Here is a 25,932-nt window from a genome sequence, read left to right on the forward strand (position 1 = left end):
CTGTCCGCATGACCGCACCAATCAATCCTGCGACAGAACAGGAGTTTACAGTGGATCACTTTGCCCTCTTCACCAGCGCACCCGCTGGTTTCTTCGTCGGCTGGGGCACCCTCACGCTGATTAACGCAGGTCTGGCCCAGGGCAAGAACCGCAGTGGCCTGGCCTGGTGGGCGATCTCGCTCTTCCTCGGCCCCCTGGCCACCCTCATCCTTGTCGTCCTGCCGAAAGTCCGCGCAAAGATGTTCTGACCCGTTTGCGTGGGTCCGCAGGGTGTGTAGGCTAGGAGCCCTCCCACGGCAGGTGCGCGCGAATGCTTACGACGCTCGTAGCAAGCAGCAAGGGTGGTTGTGGCAAGACAACGCTGGTCACCCAGCTAGCCACCCACTGGGCACAGGCCGGGAAGCAGACGGCCATCATCGACGCCGACCGACAGCATTCCAGCCTGCGCTGGGTTAGCCGGCGCCCCGAGAACGTGCCCGGCGTCACCGCCGTCGAGGGCAGCCGGAGGGCCTTCGATCGCCTGCCTGCCGAAACCCAGCGAACCATCGTCGACACCCCTGCGGGCGTCGGCGAGAAGGAACTGGAGCCCTATCTCGAAAAAGCGGACGTCATCCTCGTGCCGGTGCTGCCGTCGCACTTCGACCTCGACGCCACGCTCGACTTCCTTGCCGTGCTCCAGGCGATTCCCCGGGTCAAGCGCGGCAAGCTACCGGTTGCCCTGGTCGGCAACCGCCTCAAGCCATGGACCAATGCCAGCCAGGCCGCGATCGCCGAACTCGGTGAGCGCGCACCCTTTCCCGTGGTTGCGGAACTTCGCGACTCGCAAGCGTACGTCTTGCTCACGGCGCTCGGTAAGGGCATCTTCGATTACCACTCGGAAAACGTACGCGGACACCAGGACGACTGGGCAAAACTGCTTCGCTGGATAAAGCGCAGCACCTGAGCCGTAGGGGAACGCGTTGGTAGCACCACGCCACGTCATGTGGCATTGCGGAGGACGGTAACCATGCACGAACTCATCCTGTTGCGTCACGCTGAAGCCGAAGCCATCAAGGACGGCAAGGACGACCGGGAGCGAAAGCTCACCGAACACGGCAAGAACGAAGCCCGCGCCGCCGGCGAATGGCTGGCCAGCCACGGCATCAAGTACGACCGCATCCTCTGCTCTCCCGCCGAACGCACGAAAGAAACGGCGGCCCTGGCTCTCGGTCAGGTCGAGCCTTCTTACGAAGCAGAAATCTACGACGCCACCCCGGGCGACCTCTACGACCTCCTCGACAAGCAAAAGGACGTCGAACGTGTGGTCCTCGTCGGTCACAATCCCGGTATCGAGCAACTGGTAGCCTTCCTCGTCGATGGTCGTTCCGAGGACTACCGCGGCATGCCTCCGGGCGGCATGGCCCGACTCGTTTTCGATGGCCCCCTGGAACCCGGTAAAGCCAAGCTTGAGACGTTCTGGTCTCCTCCAAACTGAGTAGCTTTATGCGTCACCTGTTTTCGGCGATCGTTCTTCTCATGTCGGCGGCGCCCCTGGCCGCCGCCGACCTGCGAATCGACCCCGTGCGTTCACGCGCCGAGTTCAGCGTTCGCCTGCTTTGGGTGAGTAATGTCTCGGGCGCCTTCGAAGGCATTCGTGGTGACGTTTCGATCGACCACGCCGCACAGACGGCCGTGGTCCGCGCCGATATCGATACCGACAGCATTCGCATGGAATCGGCCAGGCTCCGACGCTGGGTCCTCGCGCCGGAGTTCTTCGACGCCGTGCACTACCCCAGCATCCATTTCGAATCCTCGCCCACGCCTGTCGCCCTGCTTACGCATGGTGGCGACGTCGAGGGCAAGCTCACCCTGCGCGGCATCACCCGGCCGGCGACCTTCCATCTGCAAGGCAACCGGTGCACGGCGGAGTCCCTTGCCGGCTGCGTGCTCCAGCTGCAGGGCACGATCGACCGAACCGATTTCGAGATGCGGGGTCGTCGCGGCGCGTTGTCCGACCGCGTCAATCTGGGCATGGCCATCGTACTGGCGGTACCGGGTCAACCCTGACCGGGACGCAGGCTCACCTGGCGTTGTCACCGGTCCCCTATCATCGCGGCATGCGTCGCCTTCTCATGCTCCTGCTCCTCGCCGCCACGCTCGCCACGGGGGGCTGCTCGCTATCGCGCGCGCGCATCCAGCAGGCCGATGCAGTCGTCACCCTGACGGTGGATCGTCAGCTGACTTGCGCGCAGACCGACCATTGCGCCACGCCATCTCCCCTGATCGATGCCGCGAAGGAGGCCAATGCGGCGTCGACGCCGGACAAGCCGGTCCACGTGGCCACCCTCCTCGAGGACGGCGAACAGGCCATGGCTGCACGAATCAACCTGATTCGCGCGGCGACGCAGAGCATCGACGTGCAGACGTACATCTGGGAACAGGACGACGCCGGCAAGCTGGTCCTCGACGAACTTATAAGGGCCGCGCGACGGGGCGTCCATGTGCGCATCCTGGCCGACCAGCTGTTCTCCTTCGGCGATCCGGGCCTTCTCGCCACCCTGGCCCGGGCGAGCGACAAGCTCGAAGTCCGTCTCTACAACCCGACCTTCCACAGCGCGCGCACGCCGCCGCTCGAGTTCGCCGCAGGCATCCTGTGCTGCTTCTACAAGTTCAACCAGCGGATGCACAACAAGCTGATCGTAGTGGACGACCTGGTCGGCATCACCGGCGGCCGCAATTACGAGGACCGCTACTTCGACTGGGACGGCAGCTTCGACTACATCGACCGCGACGTCATGGTCGGCGGCCCCGCCGCGAAGGCGATGGGCGACAGCTTCGAGCAGTTCTGGACGCATAAGCGTTCGGTGGGCCTCACCCGCCTGCACGATGTGAACAGGGAACTGATCGCGGACACCGACGATACCCGGCACTGGCTGCCGCCGACTTATCAGCAGCCCGAACGCGTCGCCGATATCATCAGCGATGCCGAGGATCCTGGCTGGCTGAACGACCGAATCATACGGTCGACGCTGCGCATGAACCGGATCGAGTACCTCTCGGACCTGCCCGGTAAAACCGCCGAGCCCAAGCGCCGCGAGGCACGGACGCTCACCCGGCACATCATGGGACTGGTTCGTAACGCGAAGAGCGAAATCGTCCTGCAGACGCCCTACCTCGTCATGAGCAAACCGGCACAGAAGATTTTCGACCGCCTGCATGCACAAGCGACACCGCCACGTATCGTCGTCTCGACGAACTCACTCGCCTCGACGGATGCCTTCGCGGTGTATGCGCTGTCTTACAAGCATCGCAAGCGCTACCTCACGGACTACGGGTTCGAGATCTACGAGCTGAAGCCGCACCCGGCAAACGCGGACATCGATGCTTTGGAAAATCCCTCAACCGCGCTGGCGAAGCCGCCCCTGGCTGCTACCGGCTCGGGAAGCGGGCGGAGTCGCCGTGGATCGTGGGGAACAGCCGCGGATACCGGCCCGCAGCCGTCTGAGTCTTCCGGCTTCCTCAGCGCGGGAAGTCACTCGAGGCGGGGCGCCCGTCATCGTCCCGCTCCGCTCAGTTCCGAAGGCATCCGCTTCGGACTGCATGCGAAGTCGATCGTCGTCGACGATACCTTTGCGATGGTCGGTACGCACAATTTCGACCCGCGCTCCGATCACTACAACACCGAATCGGGCGTGATCATCTACGACAAGCGTTTCTCGGATCGCCTGCGTGATTCGATCATGCAGGACACCCAGCCCGGCAACGCCTGGGTGATCGGCCCTCGCGAAAAAAAGATTCCCGTGCTGTCGTCGGTCAACGAGTTCATCGGCGACGTTTCCGAGCGACTGCCGTTCTTCGATCTGTGGCCGTTCCGCTACGCCACGAGTTACGAGCTCAAGCCGGGCTGCATCCCCATGCGCTGGACCGATCCGCGGTTCTTCGAATGCTATGAGCCGGTCGGCGACTTCCCCGAGGTAGACGTCTCGTTGAAGCTCATCTACACCCGGATGATCACGGCCTTTGGCTCGTCCGCCGCCGGCATCCTCTGACCGCACGTACCGTCAGAGGCGTGTGAGCTCGAACCGTATCGGCAGGTCGGCGGTGTAGGACGACGGGCGGCTGTCCGCAGCGGCAAAGCGCCAGCCACGGACCGCTTCCTCCGCGGCATGGTCCAGGTCGAGGTCGCCACTGCTGTGGCCCACGCTGACGCCGGTGACGTCACCGTCCTGGGTCACAGTGACATTCAGGATGACCTGGCCTTCGTGCTGCGCCCGTATGGCCGCCATGGGATAGCGCGGCGAAGGCATGTAGACCGGAACGAGGGGCTCGGGTTTTGCAGACGCCACGGCGGACGTCGCGGGCACAGACGCCGGGCCGCGCGAGACGGCGGGGTGGACCGCTACGGCATGCGCGCGGGACCGCTGCGGGGTATCCCCGGCGACCGGCCTGGACGCCTGGGGCCACGGCGACTTCGACAGCAGCTTCGGCATCACTACCTCGGCGAGTGGGCGCGTGGCGGGCGCGCGCTCATAGGTGAGCGCGGTGAGCCAGCTCGTCGCGGCGATGCCGACGACGAGCCCGAGGGCGCTGAACGATGTACTGGTGCGGAGTGCGAGCATGGACGACTTGCGTAAAGGACTCAGGGACGCTCGAGGATCGCCGTGACACCCATGCCGCCAGCGGTGCAGATGGAGATCAGGCCGCGGCCCGAACCCTTCTGCTCGAGCATCTTCGCCAGCGTGGCGACGATACGCGCACCGGTCGCCGCGAAGGGATGACCCGCCGCAAGACTGGAGCCGTTGACGTTGAGCTTCGACGGATCGATCGATCCCAGCGGGCCATCGAGGCCCAGCCGGTTGCGGCAATAGTCGTCGGACTCCCATGCACGCAACGTGCAGAGCACCTGCGCGGCGAAGGCCTCGTGGATTTCGTAGAAGTCGAAATCCTGCAGCGTGAGGCCCGCCTGCTTCAGCATCCGCGGTACGGCGACCGTCGGCGCCATGAGAAGGCCTTCCCCATGAACGAAGTCGACCGCGGAGATCTGCGCGTGCGTGAGGTAGGCCTGGATCGTCAGGCCTCGGTTGGTGGCCCATTCGTCACTGGCGAGCAGCACGGCAGCCGCGCCGTCGGATAGACCGGTGGAGTTGCCGGCGGTAAGCGTGCCCTGCCCGGAGGCCTTGTCGAACGCCGGCTTCAGCGATGACAGCTTCTCGAGGGTGGAATCGCCACGCAGGAAGCCATCGCGCTTGAGCCCGCGGAACGGTACGACCAGGTCGTCGAAGAAGCCGGTTTCGTAGGCGGCGGCCAGCTTCTTATGGCTCGACAGCGCGAGTTCGTCCTGTTCCAGCCGACCGACTTTCCATTCCTTCGCCATCAGCTCGCAGTGGTCGCCCATGGACTTGCCCGTGCGCGGCTCGGCCACGCCCGGGAACGACGGCTTCAGTTCCTTCAGGGAGAAGCCGCGTGTCGCCACGGTAAATTTCTCTTTGAGGGTCTTCGCACGGTTGAGCGCCAACAGGCGCTTGCGCAGCTTCTGGCCGTAGACGATGGGGACGTCGCTGGTGGTATCCGAGCCACCGGCGATGCCGGCTTCGATCTGGCCGGCGGCGATCTTGTTGGCGATGATGATCGCGTTGTCCAGCGAGGTGCCGCAGGCGCGCGCCGTGGTAATGCCGGGCGTGGTGGCCTTCAGCCCCGAGGAAAGGAGGGCTTCGCGGGCCAGGTTCCAGTCCGACGAGTGACGGATGACGGCGCCCATGGCGACCTCACCCAGTTCAGCGCCGTGCAGGCCGAACTTCTCGACCAGCGACCCCAGCACCTTGACCGACATACCGAAATTGCCGACATCGGCATAGGCGGTGTTATTGCGGCAGAAGGGAATGCGGACGCCGCCGACCACACCCACGCGCTTTTGCGACTTTTCCATGCTCTTAGAAGGACAATCCAGGATCGAAAGAGGGTGCCGGGCTAAAGCCCGATATGCAGGCGAAGGGATCGCGGACGCCGACGATCGCCGACGAACGCGTATCGGCAAGGCTAACCCGCATCCCCTTCGGGCGAAAGCCCGAGATGCACCGATGGTAGAATCGCGTTCCTTTGCCGTTCGGAAAAACCCGCCGTGAACGAGTCGCTGATCGCCTGCCCCGCCCTCCTGGCGCTGGAACTGGCCGAGGGCGAGATGCCCGGCCGGCTCGAGCTGACGCGCGATGAAGCGCAGACCCTGGCCGCCCTGGTGGCCGACGACCTGCGCACCTTGCTGCCCGGCGTGGAAGCCTCGCGCTTCGCCCTGGTCGGCGCCCTGTTCGACGGCGTGGAGCTATTGCGCCCGGGCTTCCCCGTCTACGCCACGCTGGAAGAACTGGCCCGGCGCGTACCTCGCGTGACTACCGCCGGCGGCGTCGTGGCCTTCGGCACCCATGAGGGACACATGCCAGCGCAGCCGCTCGTGCCGGATCCGCGCTACGTGGGTGGCCCGATGCGCCTCATTCCGTGGATGCTGCTTGCACCGGCGGATCTCGCCGACGAGCTCACCGCGAAGATGGAAGTGGAACTGGTCGGCCGTGGCGAAGCCGGGGCAAAGACCGCGGATTTTCTCATGCGGACCCTCGGCGCACGCCTGGAGCACGCGCGCTACCTCAGCCGCGACGACCTCCTCGCGCTCACCTGCGTGCAGTACGAGCACGTGAACCTGGCGCCCTTGTGGACCATGCTCGAAGCCGCGCTGCTCACTCCTTATAAGGAGGAGACCGCCCTCGGCTCGCGCGGCCTGCCACTGCACTATGCCGAGGGCCGTGTCGCCATTCCCGGTCCGGCCGGATGGTTCGCCCGCGCCGGTGGCCAGCGGGACAACGCCGCCCACGAGTTCGCTGGCACGATCTTCGAGTTGCGGCAGTACGCCGCCCTGCTCGCCGCCCACCACGTCCCGCTCCATCTCGAAGGTGCGCCGGCGCAGACTGCGGGTTATCTCATCGAAGCCATGGCCGAGGCCGATCCCGCGCTGCCGCAGCCGCTGCTCTACGCGCACCAGGCAGCAGGCCTTGGCATGGCCGCCGTGACCGTCGCCCAGCCATCGGCGGGCAAGGCGCGCATCCTCGCCCACGGCTATCCGCTCGCGCCCGACGCGCTTGGTCCCCTGCTGGACACGCTGGTCGAACGCTACACGGCAGCCACCGAGCTACATGCCCTGGGCAAGGTGCTTCTGGACGCTGACGGCGCCCTGTCGGCACCGGCTCCGGTACTTCACTGACGGTTTCACGAATCCTTCGATATACGCCGCCGCGGGGACGCATTAGAGTTGGGCCATCGTCCCCTCGGCGACCGCATGCGCCTTTCCGCTCCACCCGCAAACGATTCCCCGACCGACTGGGCGGCCTACCTGCTGGACCGTGCGCCGGCCATGATGGCTTACGTCGATTCATCGCTGCGCTATCGGTTCGCCAGCCCAGCCTATGCCGCGTGGATGGATATCGAGTGCGAGACCCTTGTCGGCCGCCGCCTCAATGAAGTGATCTCCCCGGCGATCTATGCGCGCATCGAGCCCGGTGTCACGGCTGCGCTTGCCGGTGAGCCGATCGTCGCCGACCGCGAGATACGCCGTGACGACGGTAAGCGCTACGCCCAGGCAACCTTTACACCGGATATCGCCGACGACGGCAGCATTCGTGGCGTTTCTATCCTGCTTGCCGATATCTCTGGCCGGCACGTGCTCGAAGCACGCCTGAAAGAGAGCGAACGGCGCTTCTCGCAAGCGTTCCGCCACGCGGCAATCGGCATGGCACTGGTGCTTCCGGATGGCCGCTGGATGCAGGTGAATGACGCCCTCTGCACCATGCTCGGTTACACCACCCAGGAATTGCTGACCGCCGCGTACCAGGACATCACGCACCCGGACGATCTCGCCACCGATCTCGCGCTGGTGCAGAAGATACTGGCGGGCGAACGCGCCTCGTATAACCTGGAGAAACGCTATCTCCGCCGCGACGGGCAGGTGGTGCATGTGCTGCTCACGGTATCGCTGGTGCGCGACGAGCACGGCGAGCCGCTCTACTTCATCTCGCAGGTCGTGGACATCAGCGAGCGCAAGGCCTTCGAGGACGCGCTGTTCCGCGAGCGCGAACTGGCGGAGGTCACGCTGAAATCCATCGGTGATGCCGTGATCACCACGGACCCCTACCTCATCGTCACCTCGCTCAACCCCATCGCCGAGGCGATGACCGGCTGGTCGAGCCACGAAGCCGTGGGCCGTCCCATGGACGACATCTTCCAGCTGCGCGATCCGCTGACGCGCCGACCGATCCCCAACCCGCTGATCACGGCGGTCACTAAGAACACCATCATCGGCTTGACCACCGATGCCATCCTCGTGCACCGCAATGGTTTCGACAGCCCGATCGAGGATTCCGCCGCGCCGATCCACGATCACGCCGGCAACGTGGTCGGCGGCGTGGTGGTGTTCCACGATGTCAGCGAGACACGTGCCCTCGCGCTGAAGATGGCGCATCTGGCACACCACGACACGCTCACCGGGCTACCCAATCGCGCACTGCTGCAATCGCGCATGGAGTTCGCGGTGACCGTCGCCGCGCGCCGCAACCAGCGTGCCGCCCTGCTTTTCGTCGACATCGATCATTTCAAGCAGATCAACGATTCCATGGGCCACGCCGCGGGCGATGCCCTGCTGCAAGAGGTGGCACGACGTATTCGCGCCGCCGTTCGTCCGGACGATACCGTGAGCCGGCTTGGCGGCGACGAATTCGTCGCGCTGCTGCCGCATGTGGATGGCGCGCCTGACGCGGCCACCGTCGCCGAGCGCGTGCTCGAGGCATGCAGTGAAGCGGTGGGTGTCGACGCGTCCGCGCTGGCGATCAGCTTCAGCATCGGCATCAGCGTGTATCCAGATGATGCCTTCGATGCGGAATCGCTGCTGCGCAATGCCGATACCGCCATGTACGAAGCGAAGATGCAGGGCCGCAACGGTTACCGCTTCTTCAATGCGAGCATGAACGAGCGCAACACCGCTCGCGTGCGCATCGAAGTGGAACTGCGCAAGGCACTCGCCCGCAACGAACTGAGCCTTCACTACCAGCCCAAGGTCGACGTGAACCTGGGCACCGTTGTCGGTGCGGAGGCGCTGTTGCGCTGGCAGGTCAATGGCGAGGATATCTATACGCCGGAGCAGTTCATTCCGGTGGCGGAAGATTGCGGCCTCATCGTGCCTATCGGCGAATGGGCCTTACGCGAGGCCTGTCGTCAGGCCGAGATCTGGGCGCGCCTTTACCGGCCGCTTTCCGTCTCGGTAAACGTATCGGCGCTTCAGTTCCAGCACACGCGCTTCTTCGAATCGCTGCGTGGCGTACTCGCCGAGACCGGCCTGCACCCCACCCTGCTCGAGCTGGAACTCACCGAACGCACGGTGATGGAAGGCGGCGACCATATCGCCGACCTCCTGCACCGGATCAAGTCGCTGGGGGTGTCGCTGAGTCTCGACGACTTCGGTACCGGCTACTGCAGCCTCTCGTACCTCAAGCACTTCCCCATCGATACCCTGAAGATCGATCGCACGTTCATCCGTGATGTCGCGTGGGACAACGACAGCGCCGCCATTGTCAGCGCCATCATCGCGATGGGCAGTGGCATGAACAAGCAGGTGCTCGCCGAGGGTGTCGAGAGCATGGAACAGGCCAACTTCCTGAGCTCCGCCGGCTGCCCGCAAATGCAGGGCTTCCTCTTCGGCAAAGCCGTACCCGCACGTGAATTCGAAGACCGCATCGCCGTCGTCGACACCGGCGACCCGCGCGTCCAGCAGCGCTAGCCCCGTAGCTCGTGTGGGAGCCGCTCTCTGTGGGAGCCGCTTCAGCGGCGATATCAAGATTCCAACATCGCCTCATACATGTAGTAATGACACCGCTCCATCCCCAACCCCGCATACGTCGCCTGCGCCCGCTCGTTCTCCGTCTCCACATACAACCGCACGCCCACAGCGCCAGCCCCGCCTGCCATCGCTTTCACATGCGCATAAAGGCCACGAAACACACCGCCCCGCCGCGCCTCAGGCGCAACGTAAACGCTCTGCACCCACCAGAAGTCACCGCAACGCCAGTCACTCCATTCGTAAGTGACTAGCAGGCAACCCACGGCGACGCCGTCCAGCTCGGCGATAAGATAGAACCCACGCCGGGGCTCATCGAACACCGCGCGCACCCCGTGCCCGATGGTCGCCGGATCGAGCGCCTTGCTCTCCGTTTCCCACGCCATGGCAATGTTCCAGCCAGCGATCGCGTCGGCGTCATCGACAGCCGCGCGGCGAATGTAAAGGCTCATGCTGTTATCCGTTGGAAGGGCGCCGCTTGCGCGAGGCGCCGAGTTTGCGTGTCAGTGTGTTGCGGCCAACGCCGAGCGCGGCCGCGGCATGCTGGCGATGACCATCGTTGGCAACAAGCGCCGCCTGTAGCAAGGTCTTGTCGAGCGCATCGCGTGCGCGTGCATGGACATCCACTTCGCCCTGCGCGAGCGCGTCCTGGGCCCAGATGCGCAAGGCATCGGTCCACTCGCTGCTGCGTGTTTCCCGCGCCGGCAGCGCGCCGAGATCGCTGGCAAGGATCTCCGAGCCGGGAGCGATGACGGCGAGCCGTCGGCACAGGTTCTCCAGTTCGCGCACATTGCCCGGGTAGTCGCGCTGCTCGACCAACTTCATCGCACCGCGTGAGAAACGCTTCGGCGGCAGCTTCAGCTCAGCGGCGGCCTGGGCAAGGAAGTGCCGCGCCAGCAACGGAATGTCACCGCGCCGCTGGCGCACCGACGGGAGTGCGATACGCACCACGTCGAGACGATGCTTCAGATCGGCGCGGAACAGGCCTGCTGCCACCCGTGCATCCAGGTCCTGGTGGGTCGCGGCGATAATCCGCACGTTACCGCGCATGAGCTCACGACCGCCGACGCGATAGAACTCGCCGCCTGCGAGTACGCGCAACAGACGTGTCTGCAAGGCAATCGGCATGTCGCCGATTTCATCGAGGAACAAGGTGCCACCTTCGGCCTGCTCGAAGCGACCGGCGTGGCGTCGTTGTGCGCCAGTAAACGCACCCGCTTCATGACCGAAGAGTTCGCTTTCGAGCAACTCAGCGGGAATGGCCGCCGTGTTCAGCGCGACGTAGGGCTTGCCGCTGCGCGCACTCTCCTCATGCAGTGCACGGGCGACGAGTTCCTTGCCGGTCCCTGTTTCGCCGGTGATCAGCACGTTGAGATCGCTCGCGGCCACGCGGCCGATCAGCCGGAATACCTCGCGCATCGCCGGGCTCTCGCCGAGCAGGGAGTGTGCGTCCACCCGTCCGACCGGCACGATGACTTCTTCGTGCGCGGCAGCGAGCGTGCGTTCCACCGCTTCGACCGCCAGATCCAGATCGAAGGGCTTGGCCAGGTAGTCGGCCGCGCCGGCGCGATACGCCGCCGCCGTAGTGGCGACATCGGTATAGGCGCTCATGACGATCACCGGACCGATGTTGCGCCGGGTGAGATCTTCAAGCAGTCGCAACCCGTCTTCGCCGGGCATGCGCACATCGGTCACGAGCAGGCCGGGCCGGCCTTCCGCCAGCGCAGCACGCACGGCATCGCCCGCGCTGAACTCACGCACCGTGTGGCCCGCGTCACGCAGGGCCTCGGCGAGCACGAAGCGCACGCCGCGGTCATCATCGGCAATCCAGATTTCAGTCATGGTGCCGCTCCATCGGAAGGTACAGGGAGAACACCGTTTCGCCGGGGCGACTGGTGAAACGCAGGTCGCCGCCATGTTCGAGTGCGATCTCGCGCGACAAGGCGAGGCCGAGGCCCGTGCCATCGGGACGACCCGATACCAGCGGCTGGAAGAGGGAATCACGCAATTCGTCGGGAACGCCGGGGCCGTCGTCGACCACGTCGACGCGTAGCGCCGCGCGTACGGTGCGTTCGCCGAGGCGTGCGCCGTGCTCGACGCGGGTGCGCAGCGTGATCGCGGTGGCGCCCGCTTCGCTGGCGTTGCGGGTGAGGTTGAGCAGCACCTGGAGCAGTCGATCGGTATCGCCGACGCTATCCGGCAGGCTGGGGTCGTAGTCGTGGCGGACGCGCAAGGCATCGGCCTCCGCACCAACCAGGCCTTCGAGACGTTCGAGCAGTTCGTGGATGTTGACCGGGCCGAGGCGGGCCGCGCCGCGGTGGCGTAGCAGTCCGTCCGCGAGGGCCGCGAGCCGATCCGCCTCGGCGATGACCATACCCGCCAGTTGGCGCAGGTCGTTGTCGGCGACGCGGCGTTCCAGCAACTGCGCGGCGCCCCGAAGGCCAGCCAGTGGGTTCTTCACTTCGTGGGCGAAGCCGCGCAGGGTGGCGGACAGTGGCGTGCCGGCAGCCGCCGCGCTGAGTTCCGGCGCCAGCGGGTGCACTTCGACCAGCAACCGACCATCGTCCAGCGGCTGCATGGTCAGGTCGGCGGTCATTTCCCGACCCCGGGCGACGCCGAAGGTGACGCCACGGAGGTTGAAGGGGCGACGTTCGAGGAGGGTTCGCTCCAGCTGGGAGGCGAGGGAAGCCTCTCGCATGAGGACAGGCAGCGGCTGGCCGACCGCCGTGCGGGGGCCGACGTCGAGAACCTCGCCTAGCGCTGGGTTGAGCCAGTTCACGCGAAGGTCTGGCCCGATGACGGCGAGGCCGGTACCGAGCAAGGTTAGGAGGTCAGCCTGATCTGGTGCGTGCATTGCACCAATGTAGGGAGGTTGTTTGCAGGGCGCAATCGGACAGATTCTTGTTGGGATTGGACGGATTCCCATAGTTGGGACAACTGCTCCAACTATGGGAATCGACATTCGGCCGCCAAGCCTCATAACTCGAGGGTTATACCTAGCCCGCCGCCCAATCTGAACACTACGGACCGTCCCCAGAAATATACGATGGTCGATCCTCGCAGTCGGCCCTCGGATCCAACAACACAAATTAGCCCGTGCTCGCCCACCTTGAACGTGCCGCAGTCGCGCGCAATCGATGACATCGCCGACCATGAGGGGAAAGCGACCGCACCTGACTTGTGGCGACGTAGTGCCTCTGGTCGGCGCGTGTTGCGGCGAAAGGCTCGGCTGACCGTCACCAGCCCTTCCCCAGTTCCTGAACCGGCTCGCGACCGGTAGTAGACTCGATGGACTCGGTGGACCCGGGGACGACAGGGGAGATAGGGAGCATGCGACAGCAAAGGCAACAGCCTTCATCGGCAGCGATCGTCACGTGCGAGGGCAAGTGAGATGGCGCTACTGGATGACATCCTAGCTTGGTCTGAAGGCCTGCCCTCGTGGCAGCGCGATGCCCTCCGGCGACTCTTCGTGAACCGTACGATGTCGCCAGATGACCTCGGTGAGATCCTTGCCATGGTCAAGGAAGAGCACGGCGCTGCGAGACCTGCGGCTGTGCAACCCTTGGTATTTTGCGAGGACGACATTCCAGCGGTCGGTGCGAGGGCAAACGTGCATCTTCTTCGTATCGACAATCTGCAACACGTCAACCGCCTTCCGGCCGGCCATGCCGTCGATATCGCTCCCGACAAGCTGACGGTTCTATTCGGAGAGAACGGCGCCGGAAAGTCTGGATACGCTCGCATCTTGAAGAACGCTTGCCGAGCCCGTACCAAGGCGCCGGTTCTGCCAGATGCGTTCACCGTGGGATTACCAAGGCCGACGCCGTCGGCTGACATCACCTTCGTCATTAACGGCGGAGAGACTCATACCGCATCCTGGCGCCAGGGTGCCGTGGTCGCCCGCGCGCTGGGGAACGTCGCGGTCTATGACAGCGCCTGTGGGGCGGATTACGTGGCTAAAGAAGGCGTGAGCGATTACCAGCCGTATGGTTTGCCTTATCTCAACCGCCTTGCAGACGCACAGAAGTCGATGCAGGGAACTATTGACCAGGAGCGACAGCAAATCCGCCTGAACGCGGCCGCCTTCCTTGATCTCCACGGCCAGCATGAAGTGGGCGAAATCCTCGGTCGCCTTAGCAAAGACACAGACCTCGCCCGCCTACGCGCCCTTGCAACACTCACTGCTGAGGATATTGCCCGAGTTAGCGAACTCGAAAAGATACTTGGCACGATGAACCCGGAACCAGACGCCCGAGCCGCCGAGCGCCTGGCAGATCGTCTCGACACGGCTGCGGCGAGCGCACAGAAGAGCCATAGATATGTGACGGATAAGGCGGTGGATGAGGTCCGACTGCGCCAAGCAAATGCAAACGCGACGGCTGACGCCTGGAAGTTGGCTCAGGAGCGACTCCAGAAGAGCGAGGACAACGCAGACGTCGAACTGCTCGACGGCACGGGTAACGACGTTTGGAAGATGTTGTTCAAAGCCGCCGAGGCCTTCTCAATCGGACATGCCTATCCCGAACACTCTCACCCGAACGTTGACGACGGAGCGCGTTGCGTCCTCTGCCAGAGCCCGCTGGATGAATCTGCGAAATCTCGCCTGTCCCGCTTTGCGACCTTCGTTGCTGATGCCGCCTCCACAGATGCGGAGGCAGCAGCGACCCGGATGAGGGAGACCATGGCGGCCATTGCGGAGGCGAACTTGACTCCACTGGACGCCCCCACGCTAACTGAGCTCGAAGCCGCAGATCCTGCACTGCATACATTTGTCGTCGAAACCCTCGAAGCATGGGTGGACCGCAGGCGCTGGGTGGCAACCTGCGTCGACACGAGGGACTGGTCCCCAAAGCGAGCGCCACTGCCGGACGGCGACGCTCTTGATGTTCGCCTACGTATTAAGGCGGTGGCACTCCGCACTCATGCCAAGGAACTGCGCGCCTCCCTCGATCCGGAGGTAAAACGCGCTCTCGACAGCGAAAAGTTGGCTCTCGTCGCTCGCCAGAGCCTTGTCCCTCGTCTCAATCAGATCGAACAACACGTCCGCGATGCGAACCTTCATTACTACCTGACGAATGCGTACAACGCGCTGGCACCTCGCAAGGTGTCACTGAAGATGACCGAGCTCGCAGGGACCTACGTTACAGCCGAGTTGGCCAAGGTCATGACACAAGAGCTGACCGCCCTCGGCTACCGCAAAAAAGTCCTTCCTGACATCAAGGGCCGTACGGATGTTGGCCAGACCATGGTCACTTTGAAGGTCAAGGACTGCAATGACGCCCCCGGCCAAGTGCTTTCGGAGGGCGAACAGCGCGCAATGGCTCTGGCACTGTTCTTGGCCGAGGTCCGCTTACAGGATCACCAATCGACCGTCGTTTTCGATGATCCCTCGACGTCATTCGATCATCATCATCGCCAGCACATAGCGGATCGCATCGTCGCCCTGGCAGCAGAGCGTCCCGTAGTCATTTTTACGCATGATGCTGTGTTCCTTACAGAGCTGAGCCATGCCATCGGCGACCGGAATCAGCCTGTCGCCTACCGCACGATTGCTTGGGCAAGCACAGGACCGGGCTTCGTCAGCGAAGGGCTGACATGGGAAACTATGAATACCGATGCGCGACTGGATGACTTAGAAGCGTCAGTCAAGCCTCTCACCGCCTACGCCGGGGACTACATGGACGAAAAAACCAAGGAAGGAGTGAAGGTTGGCTATACCAAGCTTCGCGGCACCATCGAGCGCGCGGTTCGGGAGGTGTTCTTGAACAACACGGTTCGTCCATTTACTGACGAGGTCTCGGTGGGCAGCTTCGGAGCGGTCATCGGCCATCCGAAGGATGAGTGGGACCGTATGTCCGGAATGTATAACCGCTGCTGCGAAGTTACCGATGCACACGACACTAACGCCGCCAGGCAACGCCCTATTCCGAATCCGAGTGAGCTACTCGAAGATATAGCCGTTTTCAAGGAGAATCTGGGGAAAGCCAAAGTCCGCCGAAAAGCGTTTCAGAAAGAACGCGGAAGCCAAGGTGAAGCTGCGAAGAACCTGTTCGGCTAGTCACTCAGAATTCGGCAAGAGGGAAGACCCACTCATGCGGGCGGGCTCTGTCGCAAGCTCAGCCACGCCATATTTTTTTCACGGCGCGACACTCATCACCCAACCCGGAAAGGGTAACCCATGGAACAGATCACTTCATTTGCAATTACCGGACTCCATGGAGCAGTCGACGTCGACGTACCAATCTCTGATGGGAAAGTCATTCTCGTCGGCGTAAATGGCCTCGGCAAGACAACAATCGTCAGCATGCTCTACTTCGTCCTCACCCGGCAGTGGCAAAAACTTCTTGAGTACGAATTCACAAAGCTGACACTCAGCCTCGCTGGCGAGCGCGTTGAGATCGAGAGGAGTGCGCTCGACGGACCCGACCTCGCGCTCCAAGCATCCTTGTTCGAGTCGTTTCCGTTGGCGGTTACTGACCGGGCGCGGAACTCGCGAGAGTTTCTTGATCTTCTCAGGCACGTTTCGCTTGGACGTCTTAATCGAGAAGACATCGCCCGGACGGCGCGAAAGTTGGATATGTCGCCGTTGACACTTGAGAGGTTGGTACTCTCTTACGCCAGACCATCCGGCAAGAAGCAGCGAAATGCCAGCAAGGCCTTGCAGGAAATCGAGAGTCGGCTGGTGAAGTTTGATGCGCAGGTGCTCTACTTACCCACATACAGGCGCATTGAACAAGATCTTAAAAGTCTCTTTCCCGAGCTCGAAGGAGACTTCAGGAAGGCTGTTCGAACGAGAGTTACGCGAGACGGTCGCGCCGGATACGTTGAGTTGGTCGAGTTCGGCATGGAAGATGTCGAGGCCCGCGTCAATGCAAAAGTGGCGGCCCTCAAGGAGGGGTCGCGGGTAGAGCTCAACAATCTCGCGGGCGGCTATCTTCGCGACGTGATCCGCGGCGAGGCGAGAGAGTGGTCGGGCGATAAGATCTATGAATTGGAAGACCACGAAGTAACGCTTATCCTTGGTCGCGTCGAGGAGAAACAGCTCGACGAGGCAGACAAAAGAAAGGTCTTCGAAGTCATCTATCGAATCCGAAATCGCCAGGGTTTGGACACGGATCAGGATCTGCTGGCCCACTTCTTCTCTAAGCTCGTCAGCATTCACGAAATTCAGAAGAAGGCCGAGGTCCCTCTCCGTCAATTCATTGACGTCTGCAATAAATACCTGCAGGCAAAGCAATTCTCGTTTGACGACGTCGGCTACAAACTCACGCTTGAACTCGACCGAGGCGGTTCTGTCGAGATGAAGGGATTATCATCAGGTGAGAAGCAAATCGTATCCTTATTTGCGCAGATATACCTTGGTGAGTCCGACAGCTACGCCTTGATCATCGACGAGCCCGAACTGTCGCTTTCGGTGGAATGGCAACAGACGCTGCTTCCAGACATTATGAATTCTGGCAGGTGCGTCTTCTTGGCGGCTGTGACGCATTCACCGTTCATCTATGACAACGACCTTCTGCGTTACGCACGAGACCTCGCAGAGTTGCAGAGGCCGCATCGATGAACCGAGTCGATATTCTTATCGACGCGGGAAGATCGGCCGTCGCGAAGTTTCATGAGTTACGCCTAAAGTACTGGAACCGAGACATAGACGTAATTTGCTGTTTCGAGGGCGGCGACGATCAAGAGTTCTACCTTGCCCATGTACGTCGCGACCTCGGTCTTCACGGGAGTCGCGTGGATGTAGTCAACTGCGCAGGCAAGAAAACGGTTTTGTCCATGCTGCGTTGGAGCACCGAAAAGGCCTGGAATTTAGCCAGGCTCGGATTCTTTGTCGATCGTGACTTCGACGACTTCCTTCAGAATGGCGCCGAGAGTCCGCAGCTATATATATCCGATCATTATTCAATTGAGAGCCACGTCGTCGACGACGATTACTTCGCCAATGTCTGGCAGGATCTTTTTCGCTTGTCCGTAACTGACGACAGGTACGCTGCATGGAAGAGTTTGTACTATTCCGGCGCGGAGACTTTTGCACGCCTCCTCAAGTCCGTGACTCATCTCGCTCTGGCAGCGAAATTGAGCGGTGGGAGCGTCGACTTCGAAAGAGTCCGCCTGAATGATCTGGCATCCCTATCTCCGGAAGGGCATGTGTTGCGGAGAACGGGACATGTGTCGTTCTCCTACGCCGATGTCGTGCTCGGTTCACAGTTGTCCAGGGAATCGCTTCGTTCCGCTCGCAAAGCCGTAGCTTCTTCTGACTACCGCAAATGGCTTCGAGGAAAATTCTTGCTCTGGTACTCGACAACTTTCTTCGCTCGGATGAAGTCCGTTCTCGGCGCGAGAGGACAGCTGAATCGCGCCGTTGTACGCTTCCACTTTAGTGTAAACACCGCGGCATTCTGTCTGTGCAGCAGAGCTACGCCCCCGAGATCCCTGATCGATTTTCTACGTTTATGGGCGGCGCGAATCGTCGCCGAAGGACTTGTTCCTCGCGGCGGCCCTGGTTAACCAGTAGGAGAAATTGGTGGCCAGCGAGTCGCCTGTTCGTCATCAGCTAGAAGAACCTCCACGATGCTGGCACTTAGGGGGAATCCCGGCGCTCGTGGCTAGCCCAGCCGTCCACCTGAAGATCGCCCGCCTTTCAGTCCCGGCCTATTGCAGCTCTCGCTAGACTCTCTTTCACTCGCGACATCTTCTTCGGTTCTCGGGACGTCGCCTGAACCTTCAACCATGCTCGTGCGCCTTCGTACGCGCTATACGCGTATTCGATCGGCACACCCGCGTCGCAGGCCGCTTGGGCGATGATGCGTGACGGACTACATATCCGCTTTAAAGTCCGCAACGGCGAGGCAGGCGACATAAACATCCTAAAAGCCCTGTCTGTATGAGCCAAGGCGGCGTCACCGAAGCGTGATTTCCTCTCGGCCAGATACTCATAGTGAACCCTCGGTGTAAGCTCGACGAGTATGTTTCTTCCGGCATACACCGCCCTGGCAAGCCATCTTACATGGGGCAAGTACGTCGATCTCGGCGTGGCGATAAGCGTAGCGACCATGGCGTTGAACCGCCGAACCGTCGCGGCATAGCGTTCACCGGCCACTCCCGTGAACTCGAGCTGTTCACCGGGAAACACCATCGGCAACGAGGCGGCTTCGTCCGGTCGAAGAAGCATTTCCTGCAAAGTGATGCGCTGAATCGCACAGGACTCGATTAAATGAGCCACCGTCGTCGGCCTTCCCGTGAAGATTCTGTCGAGGTAGACGGGCGGTGCCCAGCAAAGACCCATCCTTGAGTCGAACCTATCTACACCACGATTACGCTTGAAGGATGAACAGAACTGAGAGTAGGAACTCAGCGGGATCTCTGTCTGCTCCGGGTCAGCACACAGGCTCAAGAGATCCAGCACCCGATCTTGAGCCCACTTCTCATAGCGACCCTGTACTGTAAAGCTTCCTCGGCCCGCGAGCGCCTCGCCACAGCGCCCACAATGACGTCGACCGGAATAGTCGGTAGTGCGCTGATACGATCCGCACGCAGAGCAGCTGCTCACGAGGCGACATCCATGCCAGTTACAGTAAGTCGCCGCTTCCACACGCCACAATAGCGGCTCGTAGGAGGTTTCCGCTTCCCACCTCGCGTAGCACATAGGACACCATCGCCGTACGCCTCCATTTCTTCCCAGGGCGGTTCGCGCAAGGATGTGACGGAGATTTCGAAACGTCCCGCAATGCAGATCATCTTGGCCTGTCACTCGCTCCAGCCCCCCCGATAGCGCCGCTGCCGTCGGAGTTGGTATGCAGGTCGCAGTGAACAGCGTTGCTCGTACCGCACGATCGACCAAGTGGTCCGGCGCTGCGACGGTTAGGATGCTTCGTGCCCGAAACCCTGTTACCCAAGCGAGCCGGGCAAGATAGTGCTCCAGCGATTCGACGTCTCCGGTTCCTACGCCACGCAGTTTCAACGGTGGCAAGAGCGTCCAAGGGATCATGCGCTATCCCCATCGCTCCCACGGATGTTCTGACGTGGGCCGAGAACATGATCAAGGTAGCTTGTCGGATCGCCCGCGGCAGCAGTCAACTCGAACGTGTCGACGTCTGCCCACAAAGATTTCAGACTGCCCGTGCCATAGAAAGCCTTCTGAAGATGACGCCTGCCTACCTTGGCTACGCCATCCCCTGCCGCGAGGACCTTCGCCCTTGAGAACAACTTGACGACCTCTCCACAAAGCCCTGCGGTAGCGGCCATAAGCTCATCCACCATCGACCTCGCGTCGGCTGTGATCACATAGGGATGCTCAACGAGCAATGATTTGAGCATCGCCGTGAATTTGTGTTTGTCGCCTCGCCTTAAACGCTCGTTATAGGGGTAGAACCAGACCGGCAGAACGCGGCGCCGTGAATCGTGGAAGACATCCCACAGCTCCGTTATGCGAGGAACACCGGTGAGAAGGAATGTCTTCTTCCATTGCTCAGCGATACTGGCGAGGTGCTGAATGTGATCAGCGGGCAGTTTGTTCCTACGGTTCACCAGTAGGGCGGTCGCAAATTCGATGGAGAAAATGTCACATCCCCTTACATCAGAGGTGTGCAACATCGCTTCCCAGCATTTATCCTCGGTCATCTGGCTAGAACGCAGCGAATACCATGCGGTCGCCTGGTCTCCGTTCAAACCGAGATCGAGCATGCCGCCGGACTTATCTCTGGTTCGCGACAGCCATAGAAGGTCCGGGAAGTTCAGCTGCTTGCTAAATGCATTGACCAGTGATCGGCTGCTAAAGAATGCATTGTGCGGCAGGGAGGCATACACCTCGGTGATGGGGAGCCGGCCACGCCCCCACTCGGCAGGCTGACCAAATGCCTGACGCATCGCCGCATGCCGGACCTCCGTCTTCCCGACTCCAGATGGTCCAATCAGGAAGATAAAACTTCCTGCGGAAGCCTCATCGAATGCGGCAAGCAGCGATGACTTTGCCGTTCTATATGAAGGATGATTAATTAGTCTCATCGTTCACCTCGTTCTGATCGACAGCTTCGCACTCCGAGGTGATCGTCGTCGTGCGCTGACAGGGCTTACTCATCGCAGCATGACGGACCTTCGTTTTCCCGACCCCAGAGGGTCCGGTCAGGACAATGACGCTTCCTGGGATAGCGTCGTTGAGTGCGGCTAGCAGCGATGCCTCCGCCGCACTATAGAACGCATGATTAGTTAGTCTCATCGTCCACCTCATACTGGTCGACGGCATCCCACTCGGCGGCGGTCGTCATCGGCCGCTGCACTGGGGCTTTGAATGTCGCGGCCGAGGTCGGCGACCTACCGTTCCAGTGAGCGGTTGTTTCGGCATTCTGCTGCCTCGTGCGACGGTGGCGCTCGAGGCCAATTGCCTCTTTTTCCGAGCGACTCGCTGAGCGGATGAGAGGAGCCAGCAACAGTTCGAAGAGGCGATCCTGAGACGACATGTGGAGATACCTCTGAACGTCGCTTCGAAATGCTTTAACGATGTCCCTGCCTGACCTCACGTAGATGAAGGATGGATCCTCGGAGTCCGCGCGCATGTCATCGACGCGCCTACCGCGCGAGGTGAGCGCGCTAAGCGCGTCACTCACGTAGAAGCCGGCTTCCGTCCTCACACCTTTGCCGGGAACCACCTTGCGCCCAATCTTTATGGGTACGGACGTTTCGAAAAGGAAATCGTCGTCAACCTTTCTAGACGCCCCGAAGTACCCCCAGCGATCGATGGCTTCATCGCGACGCTCGGCCGGGGTGAAGCCGTCTTCGCCTGGAGTTCTTTGATAGTCGGTGTAAAGGTAGTCTGCGATCAATCGCCTTATGTCGGCAAAGGAGGTTTTTGCGTTGTTTCTCGACTTAAACCGTCCATCGACAGCTCGTCCTGCTCGGTCGCTTTGCGTGTTGCCGATGAGACGATGGGATACGAAATGGTTAATCTGTTTCAGGCATTGCTCGACCTGGCCGTTGTACTGACTTCCGCCAGCAGGTGACCAGCGGATATGTGTATGACCGTCGCATAGTTCGTTTACCCAATGACTTTTGTTCTCGGCCCCTCGGTCAAAGTGGTACATACCGGGCTCTCGACCGTGTCTACGCACGTATTCACGATGCAACAGCGCGAGTCCGTCCGTTCTTGCTGGCCCGAAAATCAAAACGTCCGCCATGGCGCAGCCCGAACCACCGTCTACCCCGTAATACAGTTTGGCCTTTCCCTCAGGGACGAGGGCGAGGAGATCCGGCGCATGCCTAAGGTCGACGTCGGTCGAATCGACATGTATCACCTGGCCGAAACCCAAAGGCGGCATTGAGCGCTGCAACGGGTCGCTAGACGGTCGTACGGCGTGAAATGCCCGCTTTCCGCCGGTCGCAAGCGCTACGCGCTCCTTCGGTATTTTTTGCAATGCCGTCCATAGCGTTTTCTTGCTTGGATGGGGCAAGCCCTTTTGCGAGCATCGGTCCTTGAGCTCGTGGAATAGGTCGACTTGCTGCGTCAGCGCACCACTAAGCCAACACTCGTCTATGACGTTCTCGAGCTCTTTTCGGACCAAGGAATCCAGCCGACCCTCCCGATTGCCGCTCAGGTAGTAAGCTGGCAATAGCGCTTCTAGCGGGTTCCTCCCGGCTGCGATGGCCCGATCTCGCTCGGATGCCAATTCCTTCGCGCGACGTGTCCAAGTTTTCTCGCCGCGCTCTATCGCCTGGAGCCACTCCAACCTTCGAATGGCCTTTTCGCGCCCCACGCAACTGGAACGCGAGAGTTCGGTCGATGGCAATTCGTCTGTGTATGCGGCGAAGTTTCTTTTGAGGACCAGCTCGTCGCGCGATTGCATGACCTCTCTATCCAGCCCTAGATAAAAGTTGTCTGGATCGTTGAGGGACGCCGACGATAGCGATCCGAAGATGCGCCCGGTGGCAAGAAGCAAGAGTACGTGGCAAGGCTGAAGGCCGCTAACCTGGCTTACCAACGTTGACATCGTTAGATAGTGGGAAGCTAATGATTTGCATACGGCATCAGAGACCGTTGGTGGGACTCGGCGATCTCGATCCATCAGAGCTGCGTAGCAGATCTCGAGATTCTGCTGATATGTGCCTGCCGGGAATGGCGGGGTCCAGACGCGAAACGACAGGCCTAACTGGTCGGCGAAGCGTTGGTACGGCTCATGCTCCCATCGTCCGCCTCTCACGACCCACCCCGCGCGCTCTCCTCTGCGCTCCAGCCAGTCTAACTTCTTGCACTCGACCAGTTCGATCCTATCCCGGTAGAACACGAGGAAATCTAGATGCGCGCTCGAAATATGTGGTTTCCCCGCCTTGTTCGCGCGTTCAATTCTGCGACAAGGCGGTTGGCAAGCGTAGGCCAGAACAGACGGGTCCATTTCGAGTTCATAAGCAAACAGGAGCTCACACGTGTGACTCTCGACCATCCTCGCCTGCCCATTCTTCAACGACTGATGGCGCACGATTACGTTCATTAGGGAGCTCTTTCCTACCAAACGCTTATCGGATCCGTCGACGATGTCGGTCAGGATTTGCAGCCGGGTGTCAAAGATTCCGCATGCCTCGGCAGTTGGCACGAACCAAGGCGCCCGACTGATCCCGTTGAGGGATTTCTCGCTCATGGCGTTGTCTCCCTGCCGGAGACACCGCACCTAATCGAAGGCACCAGGAACGGTTCGTTGGGATATTCACAACGCCCGCGCGAGTCGAACAACCGTCCGTAGTTCGCCCCGGTTTGATTGCGCTTTCCGTTATCGCCCTGCCTGGGCGATGTCACGTTAATAACGGCCACAGTGGCTGGAGCGCGCCACAGCCCTGGCCGGCGTGAGATTTGTCGCTCTGACCAAATGCCCGGTTCGCCGCAAATGAGATCGCTCCTCGAAAAGACCGAGAGGATCACCCGACTGGTGATATTCATCATCGTCCTCGCTGCGCTTCGGCAACAGTTGCCCGTGTCGGCGCCTTGAATGGCTTGACATGGAGGGATCGAAGGAATAGCGTCGGTGTGGACTCGGTTCGCAATCGAGATCAACCCGGAGGCCCCGCGAGTTAGCGCTCGGTGGGGCCTTTTGCTATCCGTCGTGTGAGTGATTTGGTGGGTTCGTAGCTCTCGGTTGTTCACCTCCAAGGGTGGGGCGGCCCTGCTGCCGGCCTCAGGGGGCCCGATTTGCGGCGCCCGGGTTCAACGCCGATTCGAGCCACTGCTTCACTGTCGAGGTTGCTGCGAACCAGCCGCGCCTGCCCGCGAGCCTGAATAGCTGGAAGGGCAGCTGACCGCGATGGTGGGCCTTGTAGAGAGCCTCGGTCGTGGGATAGCCGAGCAGGCGCGCCGTTTCTGCCCCCGTCAAGATCGGTGCTCGCGGGAGATAGAGGTCCAGATGCATGTGCGCCAAGTCGGGTTGCATCGGCAGCGCCCTCGTTTCTTGTCCGGACTAGGGAGGACTGGCCGTCCATCGGCCCGCCGGTCTGCCCTACTGCCGTCACGCTGCCACAACTGGCGCTAGAAATCAACTAACTCATTGTATTTGTTCGTATAATATACATTTCGCGGACAGAGCTACGTCTTTTCCGGGCGCGCGCTCGCTTAACAGTCTCAGGTGAGATGCGACTTCGCGAGCAGCACGGATCTAGTGAAACGGCGGATGTCTAACGCCCGCCTCTTGGGCCCCGCCCCGGGCCTTCATAGCCGTGAGCGGGCGTATGCTCATCATCCGTATCACTGCCAGGATCGCTGTCATGACCGGGGCTGCAATGATCGATCGCGAGCATAGCCATGCATTGGATGTCTTCGTCGCTGCCGAGAGGCTGCTGCGACCGGATTCGGACGATGCGCAGGCACTTAACGCCCTCTTCCGCTTCCTAATCGCCCCCGCCGATGCGTTAAGCGAAGTGGCGCAAGCGGCCACATCAGGCCCTCGGCCCTTCGGCCAACGGGTGCTGGCTCACGCTGAGGCGATTGCCCCGTCACCCGATTCCAGCGTGGTGGTCCGCTCGCTCATGCTTTTTGCGCAGGCTGTTTGGCTCTTCGGCTCAGAGGAAACGGCCTGGAATTGGTGGCTGAGGCCTCTCGAAATCGAACATGCGGGGCTGAGGAAGGCGCCTTGCGACATGGCCGGCGATGCAAAACAGGCACATCAGTTATTCACCATGATGGTCCGAACGACCGAGGGCATATATTGAGAATGCATGACGAGCCAGTGCTTCGTATCGATCGAGACTTCAGCATGCGGTGGCTCACTGGCCAGCCGCTAGATCAGCTTCGCAGCTTGAGGAGACCTCGCCGACGTCATGCCCCTGCATGGAAATGTTGGCCGGACCGGCGCACGTCGCCGGTGCGCTTGTGCCTATCTCACATGAACACGGACGCCACCTCCACAGCAGACGTAGGCACTCGCCTTGGGGCCGATACGCTTCTTGCCTGTCCTTCAGTTGTCACGTCGCACGTTGGGCCATTTAGGGGTTGGCAAACAGGACAGACTTGTATCGCGCGTAATAGATCGCGCATTAAGGGCAAGGTGAACCGGGCGTGTCTCCAGCCGCGCGATCTCACGAACGCGTAGGCCGTCGCATTCGCCGAATACGCCTGCGTAGTTGAGTTCTCTCCCTACGAAAAATTGGCCTAGCAGCTTACTTGGCCGCAGCGGTGGGGGAGGATTCGCCCTATCCGAAGCTCACGTCGTGAACCTGGGAGATAACCGCCCCTGCAATACGGCACGCGCTGAGGGTCGCAAGCGAGGCCACCGGCCACCGGAAGACCTGCCTTCATGCGACGCAAGCGGGCTACCCTGTTTATGAGCGCATGGGCTACACCCCGGTGACGCGCATCGTGGGTTTCGGCCCGGCTAGTCCATGAGGACGATGCTCGGTAGTGCCTTCGACGGATCAATTCAGACGGTCGGTTCCTTGACGAACCGGGTGGCATATTCCTCGATCGCGGCCTTACCTTCGAGGAGAGCCCTTTTCAAGGGTTGTTGGACTGCATGGAGGGCGAGCGCGCGTTCCCGCGGCGGGTCTCCTGCAAAGCCTCTCAGGGAGGCTTCCTCGGTGAGCCTGCCTTCGTCGCCATCGAGAACCACGCC

Annotated in this window: 20 protein-coding genes; 11 read left to right on the plus strand and 9 right to left on the minus strand. The window is 61.5% G+C overall.

Annotated elements, in window-relative coordinates; genetic code table 11:
• Window positions 1-50 precede the first annotated feature (50 nt).
• From ACVWWJ_RS22285 to ACVWWJ_RS22305, 5 genes are all read left to right on the plus strand, one after another.
• Entirely contained in the window at window positions 51-248 is a 198-nt protein-coding gene (locus ACVWWJ_RS22285) for an antitermination protein NusB (RefSeq protein ID WP_159893355.1), read from the plus strand.
• A 62-nt stretch (window positions 249-310) separates the two neighbouring features.
• The gene (locus ACVWWJ_RS22290; protein ID WP_159893353.1) at window positions 311-943 is read left to right on the plus strand and encodes a ParA family protein; all 633 of its coding nucleotides are present in this window, start codon (window positions 311-313) and stop codon (window positions 941-943) included.
• A 63-nt stretch (window positions 944-1,006) separates the two neighbouring features.
• Window positions 1,007-1,474, plus strand: coding sequence for a SixA phosphatase family protein (locus ACVWWJ_RS22295; protein WP_159893351.1), 468 nt, complete (start codon window positions 1,007-1,009; stop codon window positions 1,472-1,474).
• An 8-nt stretch (window positions 1,475-1,482) separates the two neighbouring features.
• Window positions 1,483-2,046 (plus strand): YceI family protein, encoded by a 564-nt coding sequence (locus tag ACVWWJ_RS22300; protein ID WP_456969519.1) that lies wholly within the window; start codon window positions 1,483-1,485, stop codon window positions 2,044-2,046.
• A gap of 50 nt (window positions 2,047-2,096) precedes the next feature.
• Window positions 2,097-4,028 carry a phospholipase D family protein gene (locus tag ACVWWJ_RS22305; RefSeq protein WP_456969520.1) on the plus strand — a complete coding sequence of 644 codons (1,932 nt, stop codon included), beginning with the start codon at window positions 2,097-2,099 and terminating at the stop codon, window positions 4,026-4,028.
• Window positions 4,029-4,040: 12 nt separating this feature from the next.
• Here ACVWWJ_RS22305 and ACVWWJ_RS22310 read toward each other — a convergent pair whose 3' ends face one another.
• Both ACVWWJ_RS22310 and ACVWWJ_RS22315 read right to left on the minus strand, forming a co-directional pair.
• Window positions 4,041-4,598, minus strand: a complete 558-nt coding sequence (locus ACVWWJ_RS22310) for a TonB family protein (protein ID WP_456969521.1) — start codon at window positions 4,596-4,598, stop codon at window positions 4,041-4,043.
• A 20-nt stretch (window positions 4,599-4,618) separates the two neighbouring features.
• Window positions 4,619-5,905 (minus strand): acetyl-CoA C-acetyltransferase, encoded by a 1,287-nt coding sequence (locus ACVWWJ_RS22315; protein ID WP_456969522.1) that lies wholly within the window; start codon window positions 5,903-5,905, stop codon window positions 4,619-4,621.
• A 192-nt stretch (window positions 5,906-6,097) separates the two neighbouring features.
• On the opposite strand from ACVWWJ_RS22315, the gene ACVWWJ_RS22320 reads away from it, so the two are divergent.
• On the plus strand, window positions 6,098-7,225 hold the full coding sequence (locus ACVWWJ_RS22320) for a hypothetical protein (protein WP_456969523.1): 1,128 nt from the start codon (window positions 6,098-6,100) through the stop codon (window positions 7,223-7,225).
• A 75-nt stretch (window positions 7,226-7,300) separates the two neighbouring features.
• On the plus strand, window positions 7,301-9,790 hold the full coding sequence (locus ACVWWJ_RS22325) for a sensor domain-containing protein (protein WP_456969524.1): 2,490 nt from the start codon (window positions 7,301-7,303) through the stop codon (window positions 9,788-9,790).
• Between the two features lie 53 nt (window positions 9,791-9,843).
• Here the strand turns inward: ACVWWJ_RS22325 and ACVWWJ_RS22330 are convergent, their stop codons facing one another.
• Genes ACVWWJ_RS22330 through glnL form a run of 3 tightly spaced genes read right to left on the minus strand, consistent with a single transcriptional unit; the run spans window position 9,844 to window position 12,701 of the window.
• Window positions 9,844-10,299 (minus strand): GNAT family N-acetyltransferase, encoded by a 456-nt coding sequence (locus tag ACVWWJ_RS22330; RefSeq protein ID WP_456969525.1) that lies wholly within the window; start codon window positions 10,297-10,299, stop codon window positions 9,844-9,846.
• A 4-nt stretch (window positions 10,300-10,303) separates the two neighbouring features.
• A complete protein-coding gene (gene ntrC / locus ACVWWJ_RS22335) occupies window positions 10,304-11,689 on the minus strand; it encodes a nitrogen regulation protein NR(I) (RefSeq protein ID WP_159893337.1) in 1,386 nt (461 codons plus the stop codon).
• A complete protein-coding gene (glnL, locus tag ACVWWJ_RS22340; RefSeq protein WP_159893335.1) occupies window positions 11,682-12,701 on the minus strand; it encodes a nitrogen regulation protein NR(II) in 1,020 nt (339 codons plus the stop codon). Before glnL ends, ntrC begins: the two co-directional genes overlap by 8 nt.
• 537 nt (window positions 12,702-13,238) lie before the next feature.
• On the opposite strand from glnL, the gene ACVWWJ_RS22345 reads away from it, so the two are divergent.
• The 3 genes from ACVWWJ_RS22345 to ACVWWJ_RS22355 all read left to right on the plus strand — a co-directional run bounded on the left by ACVWWJ_RS22345 (window position 13,239) and on the right by ACVWWJ_RS22355 (window position 18,358).
• Window positions 13,239-15,905: an AAA family ATPase gene (locus tag ACVWWJ_RS22345; protein ID WP_456969526.1), complete on the plus strand. Its 2,667-nt coding sequence runs from the start codon at window positions 13,239-13,241 to the stop codon at window positions 15,903-15,905.
• 120 nt (window positions 15,906-16,025) lie between these two features.
• Entirely contained in the window at window positions 16,026-17,411 is a 1,386-nt protein-coding gene (locus tag ACVWWJ_RS22350; RefSeq protein ID WP_456969527.1) for an AAA family ATPase, read from the plus strand.
• Window positions 17,408-18,358 carry a DUF4435 domain-containing protein gene (locus ACVWWJ_RS22355; protein WP_456969528.1) on the plus strand — a complete coding sequence of 317 codons (951 nt, stop codon included), beginning with the start codon at window positions 17,408-17,410 and terminating at the stop codon, window positions 18,356-18,358. The genes ACVWWJ_RS22350 and ACVWWJ_RS22355 overlap by 4 nt, the downstream gene beginning before the upstream one ends.
• Window positions 18,359-18,491: 133 nt before the next feature.
• Here ACVWWJ_RS22355 and ACVWWJ_RS22360 read toward each other — a convergent pair whose 3' ends face one another.
• From ACVWWJ_RS22360 to ACVWWJ_RS22375, 4 genes are all read right to left on the minus strand, one after another.
• Window positions 18,492-19,838, minus strand: coding sequence for a TniQ family protein (locus ACVWWJ_RS22360; RefSeq protein WP_456969529.1), 1,347 nt, complete (start codon window positions 19,836-19,838; stop codon window positions 18,492-18,494).
• Window positions 19,835-20,854: an ATP-binding protein gene (locus ACVWWJ_RS22365; RefSeq protein WP_456969530.1), complete on the minus strand. Its 1,020-nt coding sequence runs from the start codon at window positions 20,852-20,854 to the stop codon at window positions 19,835-19,837. The genes ACVWWJ_RS22360 and ACVWWJ_RS22365 overlap by 4 nt, the downstream gene beginning before the upstream one ends.
• Window positions 20,855-21,051: 197 nt before the next feature.
• Complete coding sequence (locus ACVWWJ_RS22370) at window positions 21,052-23,475, minus strand: hypothetical protein (protein ID WP_456969531.1); 2,424 nt, start codon at window positions 23,473-23,475, stop codon at window positions 21,052-21,054.
• Window positions 23,476-24,006: 531 nt separating this feature from the next.
• Window positions 24,007-24,258 carry a hypothetical protein gene (locus ACVWWJ_RS22375; RefSeq protein WP_456969532.1) on the minus strand — a complete coding sequence of 84 codons (252 nt, stop codon included), beginning with the start codon at window positions 24,256-24,258 and terminating at the stop codon, window positions 24,007-24,009.
• A gap of 295 nt (window positions 24,259-24,553) precedes the next feature.
• Here ACVWWJ_RS22375 and ACVWWJ_RS22380 point away from each other — a divergent pair, with 295 nt between their 5' ends.
• Window positions 24,554-25,033 (plus strand): hypothetical protein, encoded by a 480-nt coding sequence (locus tag ACVWWJ_RS22380; protein ID WP_456969533.1) that lies wholly within the window; start codon window positions 24,554-24,556, stop codon window positions 25,031-25,033.
• The last annotated feature ends 899 nt before the right edge of the window (window positions 25,034-25,932 follow it).

The sequence above is a fragment of the Luteibacter sp. HA06 genome, from assembly GCF_054061215.1.

What these genes read in the sequence shown, in the direction of transcription:
- ACVWWJ_RS22290 (WP_159893353.1), top strand. Translation starts at nt 311, where the DNA reads ATGCTTACGACGCTCGTAGCAAGCAGCAAGGGTGGTTGTGGCAAGACA.
- ACVWWJ_RS22295 (WP_159893351.1), top strand. Translation starts at nt 1,007, where the DNA reads ATGCACGAACTCATCCTGTTGCGTCACGCTGAAGCCGAAGCCATCAAG.
- ACVWWJ_RS22300 (WP_456969519.1), top strand. Translation starts at nt 1,483, where the DNA reads ATGCGTCACCTGTTTTCGGCGATCGTTCTTCTCATGTCGGCGGCGCCC.
- ACVWWJ_RS22305 (WP_456969520.1), top strand. Translation starts at nt 2,097, where the DNA reads ATGCGTCGCCTTCTCATGCTCCTGCTCCTCGCCGCCACGCTCGCCACG.
- ACVWWJ_RS22310 (WP_456969521.1), bottom strand. Translation starts at nt 4,598, where the DNA reads ATGCTCGCACTCCGCACCAGTACATCGTTCAGCGCCCTCGGGCTCGTC.
- ACVWWJ_RS22315 (WP_456969522.1), bottom strand. Translation starts at nt 5,905, where the DNA reads ATGGAAAAGTCGCAAAAGCGCGTGGGTGTGGTCGGCGGCGTCCGCATT.
- ACVWWJ_RS22325 (WP_456969524.1), top strand. Translation starts at nt 7,301, where the DNA reads ATGCGCCTTTCCGCTCCACCCGCAAACGATTCCCCGACCGACTGGGCG.
- ACVWWJ_RS22330 (WP_456969525.1), bottom strand. Translation starts at nt 10,299, where the DNA reads ATGAGCCTTTACATTCGCCGCGCGGCTGTCGATGACGCCGACGCGATC.
- ntrC (WP_159893337.1), bottom strand. Translation starts at nt 11,689, where the DNA reads ATGACTGAAATCTGGATTGCCGATGATGACCGCGGCGTGCGCTTCGTG.
- glnL (WP_159893335.1), bottom strand. Translation starts at nt 12,701, where the DNA reads ATGCACGCACCAGATCAGGCTGACCTCCTAACCTTGCTCGGTACCGGC.
- ACVWWJ_RS22345 (WP_456969526.1), top strand. Translation starts at nt 13,239, where the DNA reads ATGGCGCTACTGGATGACATCCTAGCTTGGTCTGAAGGCCTGCCCTCG.
- ACVWWJ_RS22350 (WP_456969527.1), top strand. Translation starts at nt 16,026, where the DNA reads ATGGAACAGATCACTTCATTTGCAATTACCGGACTCCATGGAGCAGTC.
- ACVWWJ_RS22355 (WP_456969528.1), top strand. Translation starts at nt 17,408, where the DNA reads ATGAACCGAGTCGATATTCTTATCGACGCGGGAAGATCGGCCGTCGCG.
- ACVWWJ_RS22360 (WP_456969529.1), bottom strand. Translation starts at nt 19,838, where the DNA reads ATGATCCCTTGGACGCTCTTGCCACCGTTGAAACTGCGTGGCGTAGGA.
- ACVWWJ_RS22365 (WP_456969530.1), bottom strand. Translation starts at nt 20,854, where the DNA reads ATGAGACTAATTAATCATCCTTCATATAGAACGGCAAAGTCATCGCTG.
- ACVWWJ_RS22370 (WP_456969531.1), bottom strand. Translation starts at nt 23,475, where the DNA reads ATGAGCGAGAAATCCCTCAACGGGATCAGTCGGGCGCCTTGGTTCGTG.
- ACVWWJ_RS22375 (WP_456969532.1), bottom strand. Translation starts at nt 24,258, where the DNA reads ATGCAACCCGACTTGGCGCACATGCATCTGGACCTCTATCTCCCGCGA.
- ACVWWJ_RS22380 (WP_456969533.1), top strand. Translation starts at nt 24,554, where the DNA reads ATGCTCATCATCCGTATCACTGCCAGGATCGCTGTCATGACCGGGGCT.